The sequence below is a fragment of the Pseudomonas sp. FA117 genome (genome assembly GCF_057370475.1).
This window is the reverse complement of record NZ_CM170675.1, coordinates 2853696-2876264: the sequence shown is the minus strand read 5'-3', so window position 1 is coordinate 2876264 and position 22569 is coordinate 2853696. Positions and strand designations below refer to the sequence as shown.

General features: G+C 64.8%; 19 protein-coding genes. 8 read left to right on the top strand and 11 right to left on the bottom strand.

Annotated features, from left to right (window positions below; genetic code table 11):
* Positions 1-20 precede the first annotated feature (20 nt).
* Together efeO and cprA are read left to right on the top strand one after the other, a co-directional pair.
* Positions 21-839, top strand: a complete 819-nt coding sequence (efeO, locus tag AC1TXO_RS13180) for an iron uptake system protein EfeO (protein ID WP_486406742.1) — start codon at positions 21-23, stop codon at positions 837-839.
* Positions 840-1304: 465 nt separating this feature from the next.
* The gene (gene cprA / locus AC1TXO_RS13175) at positions 1305-2453 is read left to right on the top strand and encodes a cationic peptide resistance protein CprA (protein ID WP_486406741.1); all 1149 of its coding nucleotides are present in this window, start codon (positions 1305-1307) and stop codon (positions 2451-2453) included.
* 51 nt (positions 2454-2504) lie between these two features.
* Here the strand turns inward: cprA and AC1TXO_RS13170 are convergent, their stop codons facing one another.
* The 4 genes from AC1TXO_RS13170 to AC1TXO_RS13155 all read right to left on the bottom strand — a co-directional run bounded on the left by AC1TXO_RS13170 (position 2505) and on the right by AC1TXO_RS13155 (position 6869).
* On the bottom strand, positions 2505-3137 hold the full coding sequence (locus AC1TXO_RS13170) for a response regulator (protein WP_486406740.1): 633 nt from the start codon (positions 3135-3137) through the stop codon (positions 2505-2507).
* A complete protein-coding gene (locus AC1TXO_RS13165; protein WP_486406739.1) occupies positions 3134-4489 on the bottom strand; it encodes a cache domain-containing protein in 1356 nt (451 codons plus the stop codon). The genes AC1TXO_RS13170 and AC1TXO_RS13165 overlap by 4 nt, the downstream gene beginning before the upstream one ends.
* A 107-nt stretch (positions 4490-4596) precedes the next feature.
* Positions 4597-4800 (bottom strand): YbdD/YjiX family protein, encoded by a 204-nt coding sequence (locus AC1TXO_RS13160; protein ID WP_486406738.1) that lies wholly within the window; start codon positions 4798-4800, stop codon positions 4597-4599.
* Between the two features lie 11 nt (positions 4801-4811).
* Entirely contained in the window at positions 4812-6869 is a 2058-nt protein-coding gene (locus AC1TXO_RS13155) for a carbon starvation CstA family protein (RefSeq protein ID WP_486406737.1), read from the bottom strand.
* A gap of 360 nt (positions 6870-7229) precedes the next feature.
* Between AC1TXO_RS13155 and AC1TXO_RS13150 the strand changes: the two genes are divergently transcribed.
* From AC1TXO_RS13150 to AC1TXO_RS13135, 4 genes are read left to right on the top strand one after another with little or no spacing between them, the layout of a single operon-like run.
* On the top strand, positions 7230-8057 hold the full coding sequence (locus AC1TXO_RS13150) for an ABC transporter substrate-binding protein (protein WP_486406736.1): 828 nt from the start codon (positions 7230-7232) through the stop codon (positions 8055-8057).
* A 15-nt stretch (positions 8058-8072) separates the two neighbouring features.
* The gene (locus AC1TXO_RS13145; RefSeq protein ID WP_486406735.1) at positions 8073-9578 is read left to right on the top strand and encodes an amino acid ABC transporter permease/ATP-binding protein; all 1506 of its coding nucleotides are present in this window, start codon (positions 8073-8075) and stop codon (positions 9576-9578) included.
* Complete coding sequence (locus tag AC1TXO_RS13140; RefSeq protein WP_486406734.1) at positions 9575-10252, top strand: GntR family transcriptional regulator; 678 nt, start codon at positions 9575-9577, stop codon at positions 10250-10252. The genes AC1TXO_RS13145 and AC1TXO_RS13140 overlap by 4 nt, the downstream gene beginning before the upstream one ends.
* A gap of 16 nt (positions 10253-10268) precedes the next feature.
* On the top strand, positions 10269-11117 hold the full coding sequence (locus AC1TXO_RS13135; protein WP_486406733.1) for an urea carboxylase-associated family protein: 849 nt from the start codon (positions 10269-10271) through the stop codon (positions 11115-11117).
* Positions 11118-11240: 123 nt separating this feature from the next.
* Here the strand turns inward: AC1TXO_RS13135 and AC1TXO_RS13130 are convergent, their stop codons facing one another.
* From AC1TXO_RS13130 to AC1TXO_RS13110, 5 genes are all read right to left on the bottom strand, one after another.
* Entirely contained in the window at positions 11241-11558 is a 318-nt protein-coding gene (locus tag AC1TXO_RS13130) for a putative quinol monooxygenase (RefSeq protein ID WP_486406732.1), read from the bottom strand.
* Between the two features lie 103 nt (positions 11559-11661).
* Entirely contained in the window at positions 11662-12432 is a 771-nt protein-coding gene (locus AC1TXO_RS13125) for an IclR family transcriptional regulator (RefSeq protein ID WP_486406731.1), read from the bottom strand.
* Between the two features lie 64 nt (positions 12433-12496).
* Entirely contained in the window at positions 12497-13954 is a 1458-nt protein-coding gene (locus AC1TXO_RS13120) for an amidase (protein ID WP_486406730.1), read from the bottom strand.
* A complete protein-coding gene (locus tag AC1TXO_RS13115) occupies positions 13951-15261 on the bottom strand; it encodes a citrate-proton symporter (RefSeq protein WP_486406729.1) in 1311 nt (436 codons plus the stop codon). The genes AC1TXO_RS13120 and AC1TXO_RS13115 overlap by 4 nt, the downstream gene beginning before the upstream one ends.
* A gap of 75 nt (positions 15262-15336) precedes the next feature.
* The gene (locus tag AC1TXO_RS13110; protein WP_486406728.1) at positions 15337-16518 is read right to left on the bottom strand and encodes a M20 aminoacylase family protein; all 1182 of its coding nucleotides are present in this window, start codon (positions 16516-16518) and stop codon (positions 15337-15339) included.
* Positions 16519-16802: 284 nt separating this feature from the next.
* Between AC1TXO_RS13110 and AC1TXO_RS13105 the strand changes: the two genes are divergently transcribed.
* Positions 16803-17474 (top strand): TetR family transcriptional regulator C-terminal domain-containing protein, encoded by a 672-nt coding sequence (locus AC1TXO_RS13105; protein WP_486406727.1) that lies wholly within the window; start codon positions 16803-16805, stop codon positions 17472-17474.
* A gap of 8 nt (positions 17475-17482) precedes the next feature.
* Here the strand turns inward: AC1TXO_RS13105 and AC1TXO_RS13100 are convergent, their stop codons facing one another.
* Positions 17483-19042, bottom strand: a complete 1560-nt coding sequence (locus AC1TXO_RS13100) for a DUF2357 domain-containing protein (protein ID WP_486406726.1) — start codon at positions 19040-19042, stop codon at positions 17483-17485.
* Positions 19039-21312, bottom strand: coding sequence for an McrB family protein (locus tag AC1TXO_RS13095; RefSeq protein ID WP_486406725.1), 2274 nt, complete (start codon positions 21310-21312; stop codon positions 19039-19041). Before AC1TXO_RS13095 ends, AC1TXO_RS13100 begins: the two co-directional genes overlap by 4 nt.
* Before the next feature lie 135 nt (positions 21313-21447).
* Here AC1TXO_RS13095 and ahr point away from each other — a divergent pair, with 135 nt between their 5' ends.
* Positions 21448-22479: an NADPH-dependent aldehyde reductase Ahr gene (gene ahr, locus AC1TXO_RS13090; protein WP_486406724.1), complete on the top strand. Its 1032-nt coding sequence runs from the start codon at positions 21448-21450 to the stop codon at positions 22477-22479.
* Positions 22480-22569: the final 90 nt, after the last annotated feature.

The following is a 22569-nucleotide window of genomic DNA, read 5'->3' as shown; positions in this document are numbered from 1 at the left end:
AACCCGATCAGGACGCCCCCATGAACAAGACCCGCCTCGCTCTGCTGCTCACCCTCGCCCCGCTGTTCGCCCACGCCGCCGGCACGGTCGATCCGCTGACCCTGGTGCAACCGGTATCGGACTACAAGATCTATGTCACCGAAAAGGTCGACCAACTGGTGAGCGACACCCAGCGCTTCACCGACGCCGTGAAAGCCGGCGACCTGGCCAAGGCCAAGGCGCTGTATGCCACGACCCGGGTCAACTATGAGGCGGTCGAGCCGATCGCGGAGCTGTTCAGCGACCTGGACGCGGCCATCGACTCGCGGGTGGACGATCACGAGAAAGGCGTCGAAGCCGATGACTTCACCGGCTTCCACCGCCTGGAGTACGCACTGTTCGACAAGAACAGCACCGAAGGCCAGGGCCCGATTGCCGACAAGCTGATCAGCGATGTGAAGGACCTGCAGGATCGCATCGCCACCCTCACCTTCCCGCCGGAGAAAGTCGTCGGCGGCGCTGCCGCCTTGCTCGAGGAAGTGGCCGCGACCAAGGTCTCCGGCGAGGAAGACCGCTACAGCCACACCGACCTGTACGACTTCCAGGGCAACATCGACGGGGCCCAGAAGATCTTCGAGCTGTTCCGCAGTCATCTGGAATCGCAGGACAAGGCGTTCGTCGCCAAGGTCGACAAGAACTTCGCCAGCGTCAACAAGCTGCTGGCCAAGTACAAGACCAGGGACGGTGGCTTCCAGTCCTACGACAAGGTGGCCGAGCGTGACCGCAAGGCCATGATCGGGCCGGTCAATACCCTGGCCGAAGACTTGTCTACCCTGCGCGGGAAGTTGGGTTTGAACTGACTTTCAATAACGCTGTTGTTCCCTTCGCCGTTGCGGCTTGCCGGCGAAGGGAACACCCCGCGGCTGGGCAATAACTGCCGCGCGAATGAAAGATATTTAAAGCATTCCACCCTGCCCCGCTTTTCTAAACTTTGTTTCATCGAAAACCCGGCGAATCTCTCCTTCTATTCATCGTCCCCTCTTCACAAAGCGTGGAGAATGGCGCGCCGCTCGCCATGCCCGCCACCGGAGCCGCGCCGCAACGGGCACAGGCAAGCCTTCCATGGCACTGTTGCGCCCCTTTCAGCGTTGAACGGATCGGCGCTGCGCTAAACAGAGTTTGTCTACCCGGGCAAGTTTCTCAAGGCGAACAAGTCAGTCCCAACGAACGTCTGCAATTCACTGATGACTTTAAGTTCATTACAACGTTTCGATGTTGCCACTTAACATTGAACGACGGATGAATGACCCGTCTTGAGGAAATATATGAACACGCACGCACCGATCACCTTTACCGCTACCCCCGAACGCATTCTGATCACCGGCGCCACGGGCTTTCTTGGCGGATCGGTGGTTGCCCAGTTGATCGCCAGCGGCCAGGGCGCCCAACTGGTGTTCCTGGTCCGCGCCGAGAACGCCGAGCAGGGTCTGGAGCGCTTGCGCAACAACCTGCAGCAGCATGGTGTGGAGCAGGAACAGCGCCTGGCCCTCAACGCCGGGCAGATCATCTGTGGCGATTTCCTCGACACCTCCTGGCTGGCCCGCGAAACGCCGCGCCTGCTGGAGATCGAGCGGGTCATCAACTGCGCCGCCGTGGCCTCGTTCTCGAAGAACCCGACCATCTGGCCGGTGAACGTCGAAGGCACCTTCGCCTTTGCCGAAGTGATGAGCCGCTCCAAGCGCCTGAAGCGCTTCCTGCACGTCGGCACCGCCATGTGCTGCGGCCCTGAGCGCGAGTCGCCGATCAGCGAGTCCTGGGAGTTCCCCGAAGCCGAGCAGCAACTGGTCGACTACACCGCGTCCAAGGCCGAGATCGAGCGACGCATGCGCGAAGAGTTGCCATCGCTGCCGCTGGTGGTGGCGCGCCCATCGATCGTGGTGGGCCACCGCAGTCTGGGTTGCCAGGCTTCGGGCAGCATCTTCTGGGTATTCCGCATGGGCTTCGCCCTGGAAAGCTTCACCTGCGGGCTGGACGAACAGATCGACGTGATTCCCGTGGACTACTGTGCCGAAGCCTTGATCGGCCTGACCCTCAAGCCGCGCCTGAGCCACGACCTCTACCACATTTCCGCCGGCCATGATTCGGCCTGTACCTTCGCCGAGATCGACAAGGCATTCGCCCAGGCCAACGGTGCCGCGCCGGTGGGCGAGCGCTACCGCAAGATCGACGTGGACAACCTCAAGGAGCTGGCGGCCAGCTTCGAGACCCGCATCGGCCCGGCCAACCCGCGCCTGGTCCTGCGTGCCCTGCGCCTGTACAGCGGCTTTGCCGACCTGAACTACCTGTTCGACAACCGCCGCCTGCTCGACGAGGGCATCGCCGTGCCGCCGCGCTTCACCGATTACCTGGATGTCTGCGTACGCTCCTCCAGCGGTGTCAGCATCGCGACCCAGATGCAGTGGGACTTCAAGTAGGCCGCATCGCTGCGGGCGAGCCCTTCGCGGGCAAGCCCGCTCCGACACGGGTCAGATCGTCACCAGGCCATGCTCCAGCGCGTACTTGACCAGCGCTGCCGGGGTATCGATGTTCAGCTTGCGCCGGATGCTCAGCCGGAAGGTTTCCACCGTGCGCACGCTGATGCCCAGCTCCCGGGCCATCTCCTTGTTGTTGCTGCCCTTGGCGATCATCGCCAGCACCTGCATTTCACGCGGCGTCAGGTCGTTTTCGTCGCGCCCGCCGCTGACCAGCTTGCGGGCGATTTCCGGGCTGTAGAAACTGCCGCCGGCGGCCACCGCCTCGATTGCGGCGATCAGCTCGCTGGACGGCGCGTTCTTCAGCACATAGCCCCTGGCGCCTGCGGTGATCGAGGTGCGCACGTACTCCTGATTGTCGTACATGCTCAGCATCAGCACGCGGATGCCGGGGTACAGCCGGCACAGCTCGCGGGTGAGTTCCAGGCCGTTCATGCCCTGCAGGCCGACGTCCACCAGCAGGATGTCCAGCTCCAGCGAGCGCACCAGTTCAAGGGCCTGGGCCGCCGATTCGGCCTGGCCGACCACCTGGAAATGGGCGATGACACCCAACAGCGCCTCGACGCCGTCGCGCACCAGCACATGGTCGTCGACCAGGGCGATTCGGATAGGGGTGGACAGGTTCATGACAGCCTCGACAGGTTCATCGGTATCTGGACCAACAGTTCGGTGCGCCCGGGCGAGGACGCGAGGGTGAAACTGCCCTGGTGGTGCTCGACCCGCTCGCGCAGGTTGCGCAGCCCGATGCCCTGGCTCTCGTAGGCAGCCCCCGGGTCGAAGCCGACGCCATTGTCCTCCACGCGCAGTACCAGCAGGCCGTCATCGGCGTGCATGGAAATGATCGCGACACTGGCCTTGGCGTGCCGATCGATATTGGCCAGCGCCTCCTGGATGATGCGAAACAGCGTCAGCGCCAGCCCTGCATCCACCTCGACGTCGGCCAGCCCGCATTCGTACTGGGTGCGGATGCCGGTGCGCTGCTCGAAATCGCGCACATGCTGGTCGATGGCCGGCGACAGGCCCAGGGTGTCGAGCAGTGAGGGCCGCAGGTCGTGGGAGATCCGCCGCACCTCGCCGATCGCCGCAGCCAGGCGGGTGGTGCCATTGCGCAGGTTGTCGCGCCCGCCCGCGCGGCCGTTGTCCAGCTCCATCGCCGCGAGCTCGAACTGGAACTTGATCGACACCAGCTCCTGGCTGATGCCGTCGTGCAGTTCGCGCGCCACCCGCGAGCGTTCTTCCTCCTGCAGGTTGACGATACGCTGGTTGAGCGCCGAGAGCTTGCGGTCGGCCAGGCGGTGCTCGCTGACATTGAGCATCAGCCCACCAGCGAAGATCACCAGCACTGCCAGCAGCGAGAACGAGGCAATCGCCAGCACCGTGGTCAGCACGCCGGAGGCTACCTCCTGGCGCGACTTGAGCGTGGCCACCTCGACGTCGTCGATGTAGATGCCGGTGCCGAGCATCCAGCCCCAGCGCTCGAGCATGACCACGTAGGCCAGCTTGCCGGTGGACTGCCCGGTGGAGGGTTTGCGCCAGTCGTACAGCTGGTAGCCGTCACCACGTTCGGCGCTCTTGAGCAGCGCCTGGATGACCAGCAGGCCCTTGTTGTCGGTCATGTCGATCAGGTCCTTGCCCACCAGATCGGCCTGGCGCGGGTGCATCAGGCTCTTGCCATGGCTGTCGTAGACGAAGAAGTAGCCGTCCAGGCCGAAGCTGGCGCGCGACAGGATCTGCAAGGCGTGCTCCCGGGTTTCGGCATCGTCGGCGCCGCTGTCGTACAGCGGTGCGATCAGGCTCATGGCCAGGCCCAGGTAGTTCTTCAGCTCGGCCTTTTTCGCCGCCATGATGCTGCTTTCCACCAGGCGCGCCTGGTCTTCCTCGAGCTTGCGGCTCTGGGCGAACACCAGGATGCAGATGAACAGCACCGACACGATCAGCGGCAGGACACTGAGCGTGACGATCTTGTGCTTGAGTTGCATGGTCACTCCGGTTGCGGGGGCGGCGCGGCGTCAGACTGGCCTGCGGCCCCGGCAAATGACAAGGGCGCCACGACAAGCGTGGCGCCCCTTTTTACACGGCCATGGCCTCAGCAGCAACGCGTCGGGCGTCCGCTGGCGCCGTTGTAGCGCGCGTTCTGGCGTTCGCAGAAGAACGCCTTGCGGCTCATCACCGGCTGGTCCGGGTGCTTGCTGTGCATGTGCGCGACATAGGTGTCGTAGTCGGGCATGCCCACCAGCATGCGCGCGCCCTGCCCCAATTGCCTGGCCATGCGGCTCAAGTGCTTGAACATTTCGCGTCTCCTCAGGCTTCGGCAATCGGTTGGAACGGCGACTCCTTGTCGCTGCGCTCAGGCTTGACCCATGCCTGCCGTCCGACCTTCACGGCGAAGCACAGGATGCTCAGCACCACGAACAGGAACAGGCCGGTCAGCACCGCGTTGGTATAGGCGTTGAAGATCACATGCTGCATCTGCGCCAGATCCTTGGCCGGTGCCAGCACCTGGCCGGCAGCGGCGGCGTCGCTGTATTTGCGTGCCAGGGCGAGGAAGCCCATGCCCGGATTGGGGTCGAACAGCTTGATCAGGCCTGCGGTGGTAGTGCAGATCAGCAGCCAGACGGCCGGCAGCAAGGTCACCCACACGTACTGCTGGCGTTTCATGCGGATCAGCACCACCGAGGCGAGCATCAGGGCGATACCTGCCAGCATCTGGTTGGAGATGCCGAACAGCGGCCACAGGGTGTTGATGCCGCCCAGCGGGTCGATCACGCCCTGGTACAGCAGCCAGCCCCACATCGCCACGCAACCGGCGGTGGCCACCAGGTTGGCGGTCCAGGAGTCGGTCTTCTTCAGCGCCGGAACGAAATTGCCCAGCAGGTCCTGGAGCATGAAGCGTCCGGCACGGGTGCCGGCATCCACCGCAGTGAGGATGAACAGCGCCTCGAACAGGATCGCGAAGTGGTACCAGAACGCCATGGTGTTCTCGCCCGGCAGCGCCTGGTGCAGGATCTGCGCGATGCCCACGGCCAGGGTCGGTGCGCCCCCGGCACGGGCCAGGATCGAGTGCTCGCCGATGTCGGTGGCCGTCTGCTGGAGGATCTCCGGGGTGATGGTGAAGCCCCAGTTGCTGACCGTCTGCGCGACCGTCACCACATCGCCACCGACCACGGCGGCCGGGCTGTTCATGGCGAAGTACACGCCAGGCTCGATCACCGAGGCGGCGACCATGGCCATGATCGCGACGAACGATTCCATCAGCATGGCGCCGTAACCGATATAGCGGGCGTGGCTTTCATTGGCCAGCAGCTTGGGCGTGGTACCCGAGCTGATCAGCGCGTGGAAGCCCGACACCGCACCACAGGCGATGGTGATGAACAGGAACGGGAAGAGCGCGCCCTTCCACACCGGGCCGGTGCCGTCGACGAACTGGGTGATGGCCGGCATCTTCAGTTCGGGCGCGATCACCAGGATGCCGATGGCCAGGGCCACGATGGTGCCGATCTTGAGGAAGGTCGAGAGGTAGTCGCGTGGCGCCAGGATCAGCCAGATCGGCAGCACCGCGGCGACGAAGCCATAGCCGATGAGCATCCAGGTGATCTGCACGCCGGTGAAGGTGAAGGCCGGGCCCCATACCGGGTCCGCAGCCACCAGGCCGCCGCCCCAGATCGACGCCAGCATCAGCACCACGCCGATCACCGAGATTTCGCCGATGCGGCCCGGACGCAGGTAACGCAGGTACACGCCCATGAACATGGCGATCGGGATGGTCGCCATCACCGTGAACATGCCCCATGGACTCTCGGCCAGGGCCTTGACCACGATCAGCGACAGCACCGCGAGGATGATGATCATGATCAGGAAGGTGCCGAACAGGGCGATGGTGCCGGGGATCGAACCCATTTCCTCACGCACCAGGTCGCCCAGCGAGCGGCCGTTGCGGCGGGTGGAAATGAACAGCACCATGAAGTCCTGTACCGCACCGGCCAGGACCACGCCGGCGATCAACCAGAGCGTGCCGGGCAGATAACCCATCTGCGCGGCGAGTACCGGGCCGACCAGCGGACCGGCGCCGGCGATGGCGGCGAAGTGATGGCCGAAGAGGATGTGCTTGTTGGTCGGCACGTAGTCCAGACCGTCGTTGTGCAGCACGGCCGGTGTGGCGCGGGTGGGGTCCAGTTGCATCACCTTGTTGGCGATGAACAGGCTGTAGTAGCGGTAGGCAACGAGGTAGATGGCGACTGCAGCGGTGACGATCCACAGGGCGCTGATGGCTTCGCCCCTGCGCAATGCGACGGTACCGAGCGCGAAGGCGCCGAGCAAGGCAATGGCGAACCAGGCAATTCGGGTAGCCAGTTTGGTCATCGGGATTTCTCCTGTCGCGACGGGTGTGCCGGCGACGGTTCTTGTTTTTGTGAGTGCCCGGGTAGGACGACGACACTCTCTGCGCACTGGGTCCACAAGAACATTCGCAGTACTACGCGTAAGTGCTACGTAGAACTACGTAGAGGGGTGTCAAGCGCAATCCCTGTGGGAGCAACTGTCTTGCTCAAAATCTAGAGGCCAGTCCATTCCCTGTGGTAGCGGGCTTGTCCCGCGAACACGGGCGTAGCCCGTGCCACGCAGCGCGGTGCCAGTTCCAACTATATTCCCGACTGACATTGGCACGAATATTGATAAATGTTTCCACACCGATTGTTGAACAATCATAAGTGGAGCGTCCCCATGTCCCGAGCAACAGCCCTTGTCCTCGCCCTGACCCTGAGCGCCGCTGCGCAGGCCGATGGCACCCTGCAGCCTGATCGCCTGTCGATCGGCTCGGACCTCACCTACCCGCCCTACACCTACCTCGACCAGGGCAAGCCTGCCGGCTTCGACCCCGAGTTCATGACCCTGCTCGCTCAGCACCTCAAGCTCGCCGCGCAGTTCCAGGACACCCGCTTCGCCAACCTGGTGATGGGCGTCAACGCCCGGCGCTTCGATGTGGTGGCCTCGGCGCTCTACGTCACCCCGGAGCGAGCGGCGCAGGTCGATTTTCTGCCCTACCTGAAAAGCGGCGCCTCGCTGATGGTGCGCGCCGACGACAGCTTCCGCCCCCTGGCGCCGGAGGACCTGTGCGGCAAGCGCATCGGCTCGATCAAGGGCGGCTCGTGGATTCCCAAGCTCATGGCGCTTTCCAGAAGCCACTGTGAAGCCAACGGTCAGGCACCGATCGATTCGCGCGAATTCCCCACTTCGCCCGAGGCCGCACAGGCCTTGCTGGCCAAGGCGGTCGACGTGCAGTTCGAGGACGCTGCCGTGGCGGCGATCACCGCCGACAAGCTCAAGGGCCGGGTGCTGATCAGCTCCCATGAGCTGATCTACCCGGTGGTCATCGGCCTTGCCGTGCGCAAGGGCAACCACGCGCTGCTCGGCGAACTGAACCAGGGTCTTGCGGCGATGAAGCACAGCGGCGAGTACCAGACGCTGCTCAGCCGCTACAACCTCGGCGAGCCGAGCCCGGCAGAAGTCGCCCAGGCCCTGGGGCAGACGCCTCAGGCCGCAGCGCAGTAAGCGGGAGTGCCGAGCATGCAATTCGATTGGCACTATGCCGCAGGCCTGCTGGTCAACGGCGATTTCTGGAGGGCGGTCGGCACCGTGGTGGCGCTGAGTGTCCAGACCTGGCTGCTGGGCATCGTCTTCGGTTTCATCCTGGCGCTGGCGCGGCAGTCGGCCAACCGCGCCCTGAATCGCAGCGCAGCGCTGTATATCTGGTTCTTCCGCAGCCTGCCGCTGCTGGTCCTGCTGATCTTCGTCTACAACCTGCCCCAGGTCTTCCCCGGCACCAGCGTACTGTTGTCCAACCCCTATGCGGCCGGTCTGATCGCCCTGGTGCTGAGCGAATCGGCGTACATCGCCGAGATCCATCGTGGCGGCCTGCTGGCGGTGGCCAAGGGGCAACTGGAGGCCGGCAAGGCGCTGGGCATCGGTTACGGCGGCGTGCAGCGGCTGATCGTGATCCCCCAGGCGTTGCGGGTGGCGCTGCCGACCCTGGCCAACGAGTACATCACCATCGTCAAGCTGACCTCGCTGGTGTCGGTGATCTCGCTGTCGGAGATCCTGCTGGTCGGCCAGCAGCTGTATACGCAGAACTTCCTGGTGATGGAAACCATGCTCGCGGTCGCCTTCTACTATGTGCTGATCGTCACCGTGTTCAGCTACCTGTTGCGCCGGCTCGAGCAGCACCTGGATGTCACCCGCCGCCAGCCCCGGGCCATCGCCGCCAACGCGCCAGGACCGGCACCGGCGCCACGGCAAGGGGCTGCACGCCAGGGTGACTTCGCCCTGCGGGTGAGCGGTGCGCGCAAGCATTACGGCCCGCTGGAGGTGCTCAAGGGCATCGACCTGGACATCCGCTTCGGCGAGGTGGTGTCGATCATCGGACCTTCAGGGTCGGGCAAGACTACCCTGATCCGTACCCTCAACGGCCTGGAAGGGCTTGACCGTGGCCAGGTGCAGCTGTGCGGCGCGCCGTTCCTGCGTGGCCGCGACGAAGACGGCGGCAGCCTCGGCAACCGCCTGCACATGGCCGGCATCGTCCAGGTCGGCATGGTGTTCCAGGGCTTCAACCTGTTCCCGCACAAGACGGTGCTGGAGAACGTGGTGCTCGCGCCGCGCCATCATGGCCACGCCGCTGAGGCCGAACTGCGCGCCCTGGGGTTGTCGCTGCTGGACAAGGTTGGCCTGCGCGAGCATGCCGGCAAGTACCCGCACCAGCTCTCCGGCGGCCAGCAGCAACGGGTGGCGATTGCCCGGGCGCTGGCGATGCGCCCGCAGGTGATGCTGTTCGACGAGCCCACCTCGGCGCTCGACCCGGAGCTGGTCGGCGATGTGCTCAAGGTGATCGAGGACCTGGCCCGCGAAGGCATGACCATGGTCATCGTCACCCACGAAATGAAGTTCGCCTTCCAGGTTTCCGACCGTGTGGTGTTCATGGAGCGCGGCGAAATCATCCAGGCCGGTGCGCCGCGCGAGTTGCTCGACAACCGCAGCGAGCGCATGGGCCGCTTCCTCAAGGACGTGCAACTGGCATGAATGGCAAGATTCCCGACAAGACCGGCGACAACCTGCCCCTGGCCGACCAGGTCGCGCTGGAGCTGCGCGAAGACATCATCGGTGGTCGCCTGGTGTCCGGCATGGCGCTGGTCGAGGCCGAACTGACCGGCCGCTACAACGCCTCGCGCAACACCGTGCGCGAAGCCCTGCACCAGCTCGGCCACGAAGGCCTGACCACCTATGTGCGCAACAAGGGTGTGATGGTGCGCCGGCTGGGGGTTGCCGAAGTGCGCGACATCTTCCTGGTGCGCCGCACCCTGGAGGTGCAGGCGATCCATGGCAGCAAGCCGCTGCGCGAATACCAGTCCGATCGCATGCTCGATGCCATCGAGGCGGCCGAGCTTGCCCGCGACCGCGAGGACTGGCAGGCCTTCGGCACCCACAGCCTGCGTTTTCACCAGCATATCGTCGGCTTGCTGCGCAGCCCCTTGCTCGACGCTTTCTTCACCAATATCGCCGCGCAGATGCGCCTGGTGTTCGCCGTCGCGCCCGATGAAAAGAACTTCCAGAGCCCGTGGCTCGAACGCGACCGGGAGATTCACGACCTGCTCGCCGACGGCCTGCGCCACGATGCCGCCGAAGCCATGACCCGTTACCTGGACGACTCCGAGCATGCCCTGCTCGACCTGTTCAGCCATCCACCCCGTTCCTGAAACCGGAGACTCAACCATGTACAAGGACTATCCCGCCGCCTACCAGGTCAGCAAGGGCGCCGCCCTGCAGATCGACAAGGCGTTCTACGACCGTGTGCGCGAGCGCCAGGATGCCCGGACCCTGATCGAAACCTTCGAGGTGCCGATCCGTACCGGTCGTGCCTGGAAAGTGCCGGCCGGTCACGTGTTCCGCGTCACCACCCCGGTCGGCCCGCAGGTCGGCGACTTCAACATCTGGAACGCCAACGACCCGCGTGAACGCCTGTGGGCCGCACGCACCCGGCAGTTGCAGGGCGCCCATGTCACCACCTACGACCGGCTGTGGTCGAACCTGCCGTTCCTGCGCCCACTGGTGACCATCACCGACGACAGCCTGGCCGACTACGGCATCGACGAGCATGGCGGACGCCTGCACGACCTGCTGGGCACCCGCTGCGACCCCTACGTCAACAAGATGCTGACCGGCGAGGACTTCCACCACCACTGCCACTCCAACCTGACCCGCGCCGTGCTGCCCCACGGGCTGACCGAGTTCGACGTGCACGATGTGCTGAACATCTTCCAGTGCACCGGCCTGAACCATGACGACATGTACTTCATGAAAGCCTGCCCGGCCAGGCAGGGCGACTATCTGGAGTTCTTTGCCGAGATCGATGTGCTGTGCGCGTTGTCGACCTGCCTGGGGGGCGACCTGTCGCTGCCGATGTGGGGCCCCGAGGCGCAGGATCCGCTGTCGGTGTGCAGGCCGCTGGGGGTGGAAATCTACAGGCTCGACGACAGCCTGCTCGAAGGCTGGGAGCAACCCAGGCGTGCCAGCTACAACGGCCTGCATGGGCTGGCAATCGGCAAGGCCGAGTGGGAATGAACGGCTGAGCATTGATCGCGGTGTCCGTTTCTCGGGCAAGCCCGCTCCCACAGAGGTACCAGGTGGTTTGTCCAGTGGGAGCGGGCTTGCCCGCGAAAAGGACACCGCCGTGATCGGCTCAGGTCAACGATCGGAAACCTGCTCCAGGAAGATCAAGCGCAGCGGCTCGCCCAACAGCATTTCGCTCTGCGCCGCAAACCGCTGGAAATACGGTGCGGCGAAATGCGCATCGAGCGCGGCCTGGTCGACGAACGCCTCGCGCATGTAGAACGTCCCCGGTTCATCCTTGCCCTCGAACAGCACATAGTCCAGGTTGCCCGGCTCCGCGCGGGTCGGCTCGATCAGTTCCAGCAACGCCTGCTTCAGCGCCAGTGCCCTGCCCTCGCGGGCCTTGAGCACGGCAATCGATACCAGGGGATTGTTCGTTACCTGCGCACTCATGGTGACATCTCCAGAAGATTCGAAGTGCGCAGTGTTACCGGGGCTGTGATCGGGAAACAGCCGCGCAGCCCGACAACACTTTCGCCATGGTGCGGAAAATCACTCAGGCCAGGGCCTGCTGCACCTGGCCAACGGTTTTCGCCAGGCTGTTCAGGTGCAGCCCCAGCACCCGCTCCACCGGTGCCTGGTCGAGCGGCCAGTGCAAGGCGATGCTTCCGGCCAGGCGCCCTTGCGTATGCACCGGCAAGGCGATCGCGCGGATCAGGAACGGCAGGCGCACGGGATATTCCCAGTAGCCCTCGGTGCGCCGGGCAAAGCCGCGCTGGGTCTCGTCCTCGATGTCACGCAGCAACGCCTCATCGCCCAGATGCGCATGCTCGGCCAGGCGCTGCACTTCCTGCGCGTCGAGCTCGCCCAGGCAGGCACGGCCCATTGCCGAGTGGAACAGGCTGGCATGGTGTCCGACGATCTGGCAGTTGTTCGGATAGCGTTTGCGCAGCACCTGGGGGATCGCGCTCTCCATGACCTCCAGGCGCTGGCCGTCGAAGCACGACAGGTCCGCCACCAGGCCTGTGCGCTCGCTGAGCTCCAGCAGCAGCGGCGCGGCGCGTTCGACCAGGTGCCGCTTGAAGCGCAGTTGCCCATCGCCGAACAGCCGGCGGGCGCACAGGCGGTAACGTCGATCGCTCAGGCCGCGGTAGGTCCAGCCCTGCTCCTGCAGGGTGGCGAGCATGCGCGACACCGTGGCCTTGGGTAACGCGGTCAGGTAGTGCAACTCTTCCAGGCCCAGGGCCTGGTGCTCACCCAGCAGCTCGATGATGGTCAAGGCGCGCTCGACCGAGCGTACGCCACCGCCGTCCGCATTGCTGTTCATGTTCGCCTCCGTGTCTGCACCAGGACCTTCACAGTGCCCAGCAAGATACGCGCCTGCAAGCCCCTCAACGGCCCAGAAGGCTTGGCGGCGGGCACCGCTCGACCCAGCGGGTCAACTGCTCGTGGGCATGGGCCAGGCGCAGCACCTGCCGGTCCGCCTGGGCCGGACCGATGATCTGCAGCCCCATCGGCAAGCCCTGGGCATTGAAGCCGATGGGCACGCTGAGGCTCGGCAGCCCGGCCAGGGTCGGGCCTATCACCACTTCCATCCAGCGGTGATAGGTGTCCATCGTCCGCCCCCCGACCACCCTTGGCCAAGGCTCATGTGCGTCGAAAGGAAACACCTGGGCCGAAGGCAGCAGCAGGAAATCGTAGCGCTCGAACAGCCGGCTCATCGCCTGGTACCAGTCGCTGCGTGCCACTGACGCCTGGTAAAGCGCATCGGCACTCAGTTGCAGCCCGCCCTCGACCTCCCACTGCGCTTCGGGCTTGAGCAGGGCGCGTCGTTTCGGGTCGGCATAGGCGGCGCCGAGGTTGCCGTGCACCAGGAAATGGCGATGGGTCAGCCAGCACTGCCACAGGCGCTCGAGCGGGTAGTCCGGCTCACAGGCCTCGACCTTGCAGCCCAGGCTGACGAAGTCGGCCAGTGCGGTCTCGCACAGGCTCAGCACGCCGTCGTCCATGGGCAGGTAGCCGTTGTAGTCGGCGAGCCAGCCGATCCGCACATCGGTGAAGTCCTGCTGCAGGTCGGCGGCGAAATCCTGCGGCCCGTCATTGATCGACAAGGGCACGCGGGCATCGAAGCCGGCCTGCACCGACAGCAGCCGGGCCAGGTCGGTGACGCTGCGCGCCATCGGACCCTCGGTGGCCAGTTGCTGGACGAAGACTTCCGGGGCCGGGCCATGGGGCACCCGCCCTTGCGAGGGGCGCAGGCCGAACACGTTGTTGAACGCCGCCGGATTGCGCAGCGAGCCCATCATGTCGCTGCCATCGGCCACCGGCAGCAGCCGCATGGCCAGCGCCGCCGCCGCACCGCCGCTGCTACCACCGGCGACCCGGCTTGGATCGTAGGCATTGCTGGTGGTGCCGAACAGGGGGTTGTAGGTCTGCGAACCGAGGCCGAACTCCGGCACGTTGCTCTTGCCGATGATGATCGCCCCGCTGCGCCGGACCCGCGCCACGCTGATCGCGTCGTGCTGTGGCACTTGCTCGGCGAACAGCGGCGAGCCCAGGGTGGTGCGCAGCCCCGCCGTGGCAGCCAGGTCCTTGATGGCCTGGGGCATGCCGTGCATCCAGCCACGGGACTGACCCCGATCCAGTTCGCGGTCACAGGCAACGGCCTCCTCGAGCAACTGCTGCGCCGGTCGCAGCGACACCAGGGCATTGACCTGCGGATTGAACCGCTCGATGTGCCCAAGGTAGGCCTGCATCACTTCACGGCAGGACAGCCGGCGAGCGTGGATCGCCCGGGACAGTTCGCTGGCATCCAGGGCGACCACGGGGTCGATATCTAGCGCTTTCAAGGTTTCACTCCAAGATCGAGTACGGCAGGCTGGCGCGGACGCACCAGGTCTTTCAGGCAGTAGATGCCCAGCAACGTGAGCACGCAGGCGAACAGCACGTAGAACGAAGGCGCCACCGGCGTACCCAGCACCTTGGTCAACCAGGTGACGATCAGCGGTGCGAAGCCACCGAACAGCATCACTGCCACGTTATACGCCACCGACACACCCGTTGAGCGCACGGCGATGGGAAATTGCTCGGCCAGGGCGGTCGGTGCCGGCCCGTAGAATCCGCCGATCATGCTGCACAGCAGCAGTTGCATTACCAGCAGGCGCTCTATCGAGGGCGCAGCGGCAACCCACAGGTGCAGCGGATAGACCATGACGAAAAAGCCCAGGGTGAAGGCCATCAGCACCGGCCGGCGCCCGATCCGGTCGGACAACGCCCCGGAGAAGGGAATCACCACGGTCATCAGGCCCACTGCAAGCATCTGCACCAGCAGCACCTGATCCAACGGCAGGCCCAGGCTCTTGTGGGCGAAGGTCGGCATGTTCACCAGCACCACGTAGAAGGACACCGTCGCGCCACTGGCCAGCCCCATCGACACCAGCAAGGCCCGCCGATGCTCGCGCAGTACCTGCCACAGGCTTGGCGCCTGGCCCCGGGCCTGCCTGCGCGCCTCGAGGAACTCCTCGGGTTCCTGCATGTGCTTGCGAATCCACAGCCCCACCGGGCCGATCAGCAGCCCGAACACGAAGGGAATCCGCCAGCCCCAGGCGTCCAGCGCCTCGGGCGAGCACAGGTGGGTCACCAGCGCGACCATCGAGGCCCCGGAAAACACCGCCAGGCATTGCCCGACCAGTTGCCAGGATCCATACAGCCCCTTGCGATGGGCCGGGGCGCTCTCGACCAGAAACGCCGTGGCACTGGCGTATTCACCGCCGGTGGCAAAGCCCTGCAGCATCCGTGCGACCACGATCAGCAGCGGCGCACCCATGCCGATGGCCAGGTAGTTGGGGGCGAAGGCGATCATCGCGATGGACAGGGTCATCAGGCGGATGATCAGTTGCATCGCTGCCTTGCGCCCCTTGCGGTCGGCATACACGCCCAGCAGTACACCGCCCACCGGGCGCATGAAGAAGCCGACACCGAAGGTCGCCAGGGCCATCAGCAGCGATGCGTAGTCGTCGTCGGAGGGAAAGAACTGGCGGGCGACGATGCTGGCCAGAAAGCCGTAGACGATGAAGTCATACCATTCCAGCGCGTTGCCGATGACGGCCGCGACCACTTGCCGGGTGCGCGAAGCGCCTGCGTTCGTAGCGTGCATGGGGAATTCTCCACAAACCAGTGAGATGAACACCCGCGCGGGCGCGGGCTCCAGCGGCAGTCGATGAAGAAGCGTTCAGGCCGGGGCCAGCCAGCGCTCGGTCAGCGCGCCCCAGTAGGCGGCGCCGGTCAGCAGGATGTCGTCGTTGAAGTCGTAGGCCGGGTTGTGCACCATCGGCCGGTCCACGCCGTTGCCGATGAACAGGTAGGCGCCGGGGCAACGCTGCAGCATCCAGGCGAAGTCCTCGCTGCCCATCAGCTTGCGGGTGTTGCCGTCCACGGCGGCCTCGCCGAGCAACTCGACTCCGACCTGGTGGGCGAAGGCGTTTTCCGCCGCGTGATTGACCAGCACCGGATAGGCCGGGCGGTGGTCGATGCGTGCACTGCAGCCGAAGCTTTCAGCCTGGGCGCGGATGATCGCCTGAACCCGGTCCAGGGTCAGGCGCCGCACCTCGGCATCCAGCGCCCGCAGGCTCAGGCGCAGCACCGCCTGCTGCGGGATGACGTTGGCGGCTTCGCCGGCCTGCAGCGCTCCGACGGTGACCACCGCTGCCTCCTGGGCATCGATGTTGCGCGCCACCACGGTCTGCAGCGCCATCACCACACTGGCCGCGGCAACCAGTGGATCGACGGCCAGGTGCGGCATCGAACCGTGGCCGCCGACGCCCTCCAGGGTCACGGTCAGCAAGTCTTGCGAGGCCATCATCGGCCCCTCGCGAAAGCCCAGGTGCCCGGCCGCCAGCCCTGGCATGTTGTGCATGCCGAACAAGGCATCGCAGGGAAAACGCTCCAGCAGGCCATCGGCAAGCATCGCCTCGGCGCCGCCCTGCCCCTCCTCTGCTGGCTGGAAGATCAGGGTCAAGGTGCCGTCGAAGCGCCGGGTCGCGGCCAGGTAGCGGGCCGCGCCCAGCAGCATCACCGTGTGTCCGTCGTGCCCACAGGCATGCATGCAGCCCTGGTGCCGGCTGCTGTAGGTCGCGCCGGTGGCTTCGACGATCGGCAAGGCGTCCATGTCGGCGCGCAAGCCCAGGCGGCGCGCACTGCTGCCGTTGCGCAACACAGCGACCACGCCGGTACGGCCGATCCCGGTGTGGACCTCGTAGCCCCAGTCGCGCAGGGCCTGGGCTACCAATGCCGAGGTGCGGTTCTCCTCGAAGCCCAGTTCGGGGTGGGCATGGATGTCCTGGCGCAAGGCGTGCAGCTCGCCGGCAACGTCGGCAAGCCAGGCCAGGATGTGCGGGTACTTGGATGGGGTCATCGGGCATCTCCTCGCGCGGGTTGCAGTCCCGCTTCTTTTTGTTCGCTCGGGGATCGCGGCACGAAAGGCAGGCCGCGCTTGCCGTCAGATAAACGCGCCGACGCGGCGACGACAATCGAATGTGGTTCCGCCCTGTGGAACCTGGTCGGCGAAGCGCTGTGCAAAGCATGCTTGCTTCACCTGGGGTGCATCGCTATATACTTTTGTAAATAACGATAGTGATTCAGGGTTGTTTCCTGCCATGGCAAGCGTTCAGTGCCTGTTCTGCCCCGCGGTGGCCATCGATGGCTAGCATCCGCGAACGCAATCTCGAGGCGATCGTCGAGGCGGCCAGCCGCGAATTTGCCCAAAGGGGCTTCCAGGCGGCGCGCATCGAGGAGATCGCCGCTCAGGCGGGTGTGCCCAAGGCCAATGTGCACTACTACTTCCAGACCAAGCGCATGCTCTATCTGGCGGTGCTGGAAAAAGTCATGGCGCCTTTGTCCAGGGCGTTCCAGGCCTTGGATCCGCAGGCATCGCCCGAATCGGCCCTGCGCCGCTACATTCGCGCCAAGCTGGATGTCTGTCGGCATCAGCCACATGCGGTGCGAGTGATGCTCGGCGAACTGCTGCATGGCGCCCACCATCTGTCAGGTATGCGCAATGAAGAGGTCCGCGGGTTGGCACAAAAGGCCGTGACGTGCTTGCAGGGCTGGATGGATCAAGGACTGATCGAGCGCACCGAGCCGGAGCACCTGCTGCTGTTCATCTGGTCGACGACCCTGGCCCACGTGCGCTTTGCCGCCTTGCCGCAACCCGGGCAAGTGAGCTGGCCGGTGGAGGATGCCAAAGGGCAGGCACTGGTGCAGATGCTCACGCGCATGGTGCTCGGAAGCATCTGCCACGCCCCCGAAACAGAAGCGCCTCTGAACACGAAGGCGCCACTATGGCAATCCGCAGCAGGCGAGTCGCTATAACCAGTAATCTATAGCGATTCGCCCTGCAGTACGTTCATCAAGCGCTGCACCAGCTCGTCCGCCTGCGATTCCTCGGCCAGTGCCTGCACCCCCACCCCGTGCACGGACAAAAATGCCTGCTCTGCCAATACCGGCACTTGCCGCGCATGGGGAACCAGCAACCAGGCGGCCGAGGGCGCGATATCATCGCAACGCAGGCTGTCGTGATAGATATGCGCCGAACTCATCGCCTCGAGTATCACGTCGCGGCTGGTACTGTATTTCGCATCCAGCACCACGAACCGGGTGCGGCCGGGTCTACGCAGGATCGCCGTGATATCCGGGCGGCGCTCTTTCGACAGGCTCCTGCGCCCGGCACTTGGTGTTTGGTCGATTGCGGGAAAGCGGGCCTGGAGCCGGATCTCGAGCGTCGTTTGCAGGCCTTGGCCCAGCCAGCAAATACGATCTCTGGCAGTGCTGCTCCTGCTCCATTGCAATTGGGGATGGTGGGCTCTGAGCCGCTCCGCCAGAACCAGATAGCACCAGCGCTCGTAGATCTCCCAGGTGGGGCTGATCCACAGCGATTCATCTCCCGCTCCCGTGACACCTGGGCGCAGTGTCTGCCAGGCGAGGCGATAAGCGCGGGCATAGGCAGGATGCGCACTGATTGCATTCAGCCCGGCAGCGCAGAGGCGGCGCTGGCTGAGATTGGCGAACAACGGGAGACGCGCTGTGCGCTCAAGCCTTGCGCGCAGGCCATCGAGATAACCGATTCGACGCTGTATACGCGGTGCGAGCAACGAACGGGTATCGCTCTCGCGCTCTGCCAGGGCCGCCCGTTGCAATTCGCCACGCACCTGGACACAGCGGCGAAGCAACTTGTGGAGCATCAAGGCCAAGGCCTGGTTGGCAGGATTGTCGTAGCTGTCGTGAGGCGTTCCGACTTGCAGCCCGATGCGGCTTGGCGGCGGGCGCTCAAGGCTGTCGGGATGCAGCAGCGCACGTCCGTTCGGGCTCATCAGGGCCTTGCGCAGCGCGACGCTATCGACACGCTTGACCCGATGTGCTGGCACCACAGCGGGCGTTCTGTGCAGCCGGGACAGCGGTCGATCACTGACCAGCCTGAACGCTGCGAGCACGCTCTCGGCATGGCGGCGCAGCCTTGCATAGCGCAGGTGTGGATCGGTCCAGGCCATTTGCTCGCCGATGCGCGCCTGCCCCGCCTCATTGCCCAGCAGCAACCCGGGGTCGACATCGAACAGGTGGTCGAGCATTGCCTTGAACTGTTCGCTGCCCAGTTTTTCCGGGTGCGCACTGACGTCGAGACGGTAGCGCCCCAGCAAGCCGCCGTCCTCGGCCATCAGCTCGACGTTTACCTGGCCGGCATAGAACCCCGGGGACCATTGCCAACTGGTATGAGCACTCTGGATCGAAGCTGCCAACGGCATGTCATCGACGTACAGAATGCGCCCGGACGATGCAGTGAAGGTGTAGGTGCCACGCTCGACGAAGCCCTGTGCCAGAACATCGGGCTCGACCGCAAAGGTTTCGCCACCTTCGACAGTGCACTGCAGCACGATCCTGGTCATCGCCAGAACCGGGCCGAGCCGCTATGGCTCAGGTCATCGAGCATGTCGCCGACCTTGGCGGCGCACACCGGCAATCGGGAGGCCAGCAGCGCGCGTTGCAGTTTTTCGAACACCTCCGTCAGCCGCGGACTGTCCTCACCGCGCAACTTGGGCAGGATCCGCGAGTAGATGGCCTGGTCCAGCGCCTGGTCGAATGTCAGGAGCTTGCCGCGCTCGGTCTGCTCCAGGTAACCGAGAATCGCCTGCAAGGTTCTCCAGCCAAAGTGCAGGCGCACCGGTCGCAACAGTTGCGCCAGCTCGGTGACCACCGTTCGCACCCGGTTCACCTGCTCGCTGCCAAGGCGACTCTGGCTCCAGCCTGGATAGGCCTGGACATCGATGTCCCAGAATTCGATGACAGCCGCTCGGTCGAGTACCTTGTCGCTCAGCCCATGGGTGGTCTCATCCATGTTCACGGTACCGATCAATAGCAGATTGCTCGGGTACGGCAACCTGTCGGGCACACCGCCCAATTCGTCGGGCTCGTTGTGCAACACGATTGCATCGCCGGTTTCCATGGCCGAAAGCAAGGCGGCCATGTACTGCTCTGGATGCGCCAGGTTCATTTCGTCCAGGACCAGGGTATAGGGGCGCGAAGGGTCGCTGGCGGCCTGCAGCAGAAACTCCAGCGCTGGGGTACGCACATAATGGTCGGTATCCAGCGGATTGACATAACCCAGCAAGCTGGAATCGTCGTGCCAGCCGGGTTGCACAGGCACTATCAGGGTGCCCTGTTTCGCTGCTTGCGTATCGCTCCACAGGCTCAGCCCGTAGTTGCGCGCAAGCTGCGTCTTGCCGGCACCGCTCAGACCGGTCAGTACTGCGAAGTGCCGGCGCGGGTGCGACCACAGCCCTGCATCGAGCTGGGCAATGAGGGTCGCGGGGAAGCTCAGGTGTGGATCGAAGCGCTCGATGATCTGCGTGAGGCTCGGGCGCTCCTCGGCTACATCCTCCACCTCGTCCTCATCGTCCATGAATTCGGTCAGATCGACAGGGTCTGCGTCACTCGGCAGTGCAAGTGGTGTCCACGTCACCAGTTCCTGCCATTGCCGGCCTCGTTCGCTCAACTGCATTTTCTTGCCGGTGAAGTCCACCAGTTGCAGCTTTGGCATCCAGGTGATCAGTGCGCTGGGACGCCCGTCCGAGGTCCAGGCACGGTTGAGGGTTTTCAGGGCTTCTATTGCCTGGCGCCTGGACATGCTTGTTTGCGCCAGTTTGCAGAGCAGGAAGTCGAAGCCCAGGATGCGCGTGAGCATCCAGTCCTGCACCTCATCCGGATCGCCGGACTCCAGCAAGGCTTCTCCTCGCGCAGTGAGTTCCAGGCCCCCGGGCACTGCCTTGATCACGTCCCATTCTGCGATCAACGCATAGATGAGCCCGCGCAGCGCCTCAGGTTTTGCCTTGGGGTTGAGCGTTTGCAAGTGCACGGTGAAGTCTTCCCGGCTGCAGCCATCACCGACGAACTCGATCATCGAGCGGATCGCCCCAAGGCCGCCAGCGATAGTCAGCATCCCTCGACGGCGCCTTTCCGGTGCAAGAGGATTGAGCTGCAGTACCCCCGAGGCCGAGCGCACCTGGGTCGCTTCGCTGTCGGCGCTGCGCAACTCTTCAACCAGTAACCAGGGCAGGGTCAGACGCTTGACGCCTTCTTCGCTGCGAGGCTCGGCGATGGGGCCCAGGACCTCGGCCAGGCGTTCGAGCACATCTTCCTGAAGATGTACGAGCGAGGCACGGTGGTGCTTGATGCCCAACGCCTTGGCCAGTTCGCTCAGGCTGCGATACGCCGCGACGGTGCTGAATGCGCCTGGGCACAGCAAGGTGAAGATTCGACTGAGTTTCAAGCGCGGCGCACGCCCGGTATGTTCGGTGGCCCGACGTAGAATTTCGTTCCAGCTCTCGTGCAGGATGGCGCTACGCTTATGGCTGTCTTCAGCGAACGATGCCTGATAGTCGCAGCGCAACGTCCAGAGCAAACTGGCTATCTCTGGATCATTGGCGGCCGCGGCGATCTTCACGCTGCCCGATCCGGTGGTGGTGACCGCCTCGCTCTCCCACAGACTGAGCTGAAACGCAGGCTCGATGAACGCCTCGCGGCTCATGTTCGCGATGTCGTTCATCCAGCTCAGCACATTGTCGACCCATTGCTGATTGCCCTGTGTCGATGCGACGTTTGCCAGCAGATCCTCGCAGATCCGTTTCAGTTGTGCGTTGTCTGTCAGGTCCCGTGACATTGTTACTCTCCTGGGCGGGGCATGGGGCAAGAAGGCGATAGGGGTGAATAGTAGCTCATAGCCACCTTCGCGGCAGCAGGCTCGGTCTACACTTCCCAGGCTTCGCAACACTCGCCAAGCCTTTGGAGGTGTCCCATGAGCAACCCCACGTCAACCCCGTCATTCACCGGCTGGGCGGCGACCGCACCGGGCGCACCGCTGCAGCAGCACAGCTACGACCCGGGCCCGCTGGCCGACGACGAAGTGCAGGTGGCCGTCGAGTACTGCGGCGTCTGCCATTCCGACCAATCGATGATCGACAACGAATGGGGCTTGACCCAGTACCCGTTCATCCCTGGCCATGAGGTGGTCGGGCGCATCGAGCAGGTAGGCGAACAGGTGAACGGGCTACAGGTCGGCCAGCGGGTCGGCATTGGCTGGTACAAGGGCAGTTGCATGCACTGCACGCCGTGCATGGAGGGCTCGCACAACCTGTGCGGCTCGGCGCGGCCGACGATCATCGGCAGCAACGGCGGGTTCGCCGATCGCTTGCGCGCGCACTGGGCCTGGGCCATCCCGCTGCCGGAAGGCCTCGATCCGGCCTTGGCCGGGCCGTTGTTCTGTGCCGGTTCGACGGTGTTCAATCCTCTGCTGTCGTTCGGGGTGAAGCCCACCGACCGGGTCGGGGTGGTGGGGATCGGGGGCTTGGGGCACCTGGCGCTGAAGTTTCTCAATGCCTGGGGCTGCGAGGTCACCGCCTTCACTTCTTCGCTGAGCAAGCAGGACGAAGCCCGGCGCCTGGGCGCGCACAAGGTGGTGGCGTCCACCGACAGCCAGGCGCTCAAGGGCATTGCCGGCACCCTGGACTTCCTCCTGGTGACAGCCAACGCCGACCTGGACTGGACAGCCATGATCGGCACGCTCGGCACCCGTGGCCGGGTCAACTTCGTCGGCGTGGTGCCAGGGGCGATACCGGTGCACGTGTTCAACCTCATGCTGCAGCAGAAGAGCCTGTCCGCCTCGCCGGTCGGCTCCCCGGCGGGCATGGCGAAGATGCTCGAGTTCTGTGGCCGCCACCAGATCCTGCCGCAGGTCGAGCAGTTCCCGATGAGCCAGGTCAATGCGGCGATCGAGCATCTGCGCAGCGGCAAGGCACGTTATCGGGTGGTGCTCGACGCTCGTCGCTGAACGAAAGCGGTGCATTGACGCAGCGGATGATCGACAATGTCGCGGCCGCAGGCTCCGTCCTGCGGCCAGACACGCACAATCGGACTGCCG

Coding starts and splice junctions, on each gene's coding strand:
- efeO (WP_486406742.1), top strand. CDS start 21: ATGAACAAGACCCGCCTCGCTCTGCTGCTCACCCTCGCCCCGCTGTTC.
- AC1TXO_RS13125 (WP_486406731.1), bottom strand. CDS start 12,432: ATGAACAGCAATGCGGACGGCGGTGGCGTACGCTCGGTCGAGCGCGCC.
- AC1TXO_RS13140 (WP_486406734.1), top strand. CDS start 9,575: ATGAATGGCAAGATTCCCGACAAGACCGGCGACAACCTGCCCCTGGCC.
- AC1TXO_RS13095 (WP_486406725.1), bottom strand. CDS start 21,312: ATGTCACGGGACCTGACAGACAACGCACAACTGAAACGGATCTGCGAG.
- ahr (WP_486406724.1), top strand. CDS start 21,448: ATGAGCAACCCCACGTCAACCCCGTCATTCACCGGCTGGGCGGCGACC.
- cprA (WP_486406741.1), top strand. CDS start 1,305: ATGAACACGCACGCACCGATCACCTTTACCGCTACCCCCGAACGCATT.
- AC1TXO_RS13165 (WP_486406739.1), bottom strand. CDS start 4,489: ATGCAACTCAAGCACAAGATCGTCACGCTCAGTGTCCTGCCGCTGATC.
- AC1TXO_RS13135 (WP_486406733.1), top strand. CDS start 10,269: ATGTACAAGGACTATCCCGCCGCCTACCAGGTCAGCAAGGGCGCCGCC.
- AC1TXO_RS13150 (WP_486406736.1), top strand. CDS start 7,230: ATGTCCCGAGCAACAGCCCTTGTCCTCGCCCTGACCCTGAGCGCCGCT.
- AC1TXO_RS13130 (WP_486406732.1), bottom strand. CDS start 11,558: ATGAGTGCGCAGGTAACGAACAATCCCCTGGTATCGATTGCCGTGCTC.
- AC1TXO_RS13155 (WP_486406737.1), bottom strand. CDS start 6,869: ATGACCAAACTGGCTACCCGAATTGCCTGGTTCGCCATTGCCTTGCTC.
- AC1TXO_RS13170 (WP_486406740.1), bottom strand. CDS start 3,137: ATGAACCTGTCCACCCCTATCCGAATCGCCCTGGTCGACGACCATGTG.
- AC1TXO_RS13115 (WP_486406729.1), bottom strand. CDS start 15,261: ATGCACGCTACGAACGCAGGCGCTTCGCGCACCCGGCAAGTGGTCGCG.
- AC1TXO_RS13105 (WP_486406727.1), top strand. CDS start 16,803: ATGGCTAGCATCCGCGAACGCAATCTCGAGGCGATCGTCGAGGCGGCC.
- AC1TXO_RS13145 (WP_486406735.1), top strand. CDS start 8,073: ATGCAATTCGATTGGCACTATGCCGCAGGCCTGCTGGTCAACGGCGAT.
- AC1TXO_RS13100 (WP_486406726.1), bottom strand. CDS start 19,042: ATGACCAGGATCGTGCTGCAGTGCACTGTCGAAGGTGGCGAAACCTTT.
- AC1TXO_RS13160 (WP_486406738.1), bottom strand. CDS start 4,800: ATGTTCAAGCACTTGAGCCGCATGGCCAGGCAATTGGGGCAGGGCGCG.
- AC1TXO_RS13110 (WP_486406728.1), bottom strand. CDS start 16,518: ATGACCCCATCCAAGTACCCGCACATCCTGGCCTGGCTTGCCGACGTT.